We start from the raw sequence: 1,719 nt of genomic DNA on the forward strand, positions 1-1,719 counted from the left end.
GGGTTTTTTAATGAGAGAATTTTAGTGAGATATCTCTTTTTCAAAGCTTGAAACCTTATTAAATTTTTGTTCAAAAATTTGAATAACTTCTGTTTTTAGTTTTTCAAAATCGACCACTTGTTCATCATCATTCAAACAAATTTGTGGAAGTCGCTCATTTTTAATGATCTGATTAATTTCGGGCAGATTTTGCAGTCTTAGATTAAAATTTTGGCCGCGCTCAAATATATTTACAGGATAAAAGCGGCCTGAACATAACTGCCATAACCTAAACAAATATTGGTTAACGTCTAAAGGTTGTCTAAAGCGATGACTCGATACTTCTTTTAAATAAATCTCTTCAGTTTGCCAAACTTCTTCAAACACCGATTTCAAAAAAGGTTGAGGCAAATGAGTACTATAAAAGCTCGAAAATTTTCGGTTGTATAAACTTAAAAAATTCCCCCAATTATTACTCATCGAATAACGATGATTAAAAATTGCAGAGGGATTATCATGAAATAATTTACGTTTATCAAAATACTTATTAATAATCGCGACATCAGTCAAAGCAACTGCACCCAAAAAGTTCTCTTTACCCACCACCATTAAAGGCTGTAGCTGGATACCATCACAAGGTAAACCGTTTTTAAAAAAGAACTCTGGTTCTAAAGGACTACTAATAAAGGTGTCATCATTAAAATAGACAAAGTGTTCTGCCAAGCCCTCTATTTTATGAATATTGATTTCGATAGCATGTGAATTAAAAGTCGGTAAACAGTTTGGTTCTATAATTTGATCATGAGTAACTAGATTTAACTTGGGATGATTGTTAACTAAAAATTCAGGGAAATGACCACAGGTCACAAGATGAATTTTTCTAACCCAAGGACAAAATTTTTCAACAGATCTAAACCAAAAATGGAGGTTATTCCAATCACGATAGCGACATTGATCAACGAGTTCATCAATCTTTGTTTTAGTTTCTTTGGATTTATAATATAGGTATTGTTGCTGCCATTTCGTATCGGTTGAGTCCACCCAAATCATTACAAAATCGATAGGCTGCATCAAAAATATATCCAAATAAATACAGCAATTTACTAGATAAAAAACGATAAAAATGAAATGCAAAGTTTATTAATGTTAATAAAACTTCACAATTTATCCATAATTTTAATTTTTCTACACAGTTTGCTCGATTAGGCTTCTATTGAGATGGTAGAAGGCAAATGGCATAATAACCCCACTTTTTCTTATCTCCCTCGGTAATTCATTATGGCAATGCGTCCTGACGTTCGTCGACATGCTTTAGTCGTGATTGTATTCTCTCTCGCACAATGGTTTTTCATGCGCTATATTCTTGCAAATGAATTATTTAACATGACTACAAATCAACGAATTTTATTTTTCTGTGTAAGTAGCTTGGTTGGCGCATTACTTATTTTTGTTGCATTGATTTATATGGTTTTAAAAGGAAATGCGGATAAATAAAAAGAAGTTTTTATTTATCATTTGAGGTTGTTATGGGTTTACGAAAATCTACAAGAAAAATTTTTTTCCTTTTAAGATTTCATCTTAGGTTTTATACTGATAAACGCATTAAAAATATTGAACCTAACAACCTAGCAAATCCAATCACCCTTCATCCTCAATCTGAAGGTGAAATTAATATTCCCAAAATTATATGGATATATTGGGATTCTAAAAAACCTGAACTTGTAGCACGCTGTTTAGAAT

The 1,719-nt window shown here is 31.7% G+C and carries 2 protein-coding genes and 1 pseudogene; 2 read left to right on the forward strand and 1 reads right to left on the reverse strand.

Features of this window, described 5'->3' with window-relative positions:
* Nucleotides 1-21: 21 nt before the first annotated feature.
* Nucleotides 22-1,050, reverse strand: coding sequence for a stealth conserved region 3 domain-containing protein (locus HUN22_RS16855; RefSeq protein ID WP_217488216.1), 1,029 nt, complete (start codon nt 1,048-1,050; stop codon nt 22-24).
* Between the two features lie 207 nt (nt 1,051-1,257).
* On the opposite strand from HUN22_RS16855, the gene HUN22_RS16860 reads away from it, so the two are divergent.
* Nucleotides 1,258-1,473, forward strand: a complete 216-nt coding sequence (locus tag HUN22_RS16860; protein ID WP_016653560.1) for a hypothetical protein — start codon at nt 1,258-1,260, stop codon at nt 1,471-1,473.
* A gap of 32 nt (nt 1,474-1,505) precedes the next feature.
* Nucleotides 1,506-1,719, forward strand: a pseudogene (locus HUN22_RS18045) (glycosyltransferase family 32 protein); the annotation flags it as partial.

It is taken from the genome of Acinetobacter lactucae (genome assembly GCF_013344765.1).
GTDB classification, from domain to species: domain Bacteria; phylum Pseudomonadota; class Gammaproteobacteria; order Pseudomonadales; family Moraxellaceae; genus Acinetobacter; species Acinetobacter lactucae_A.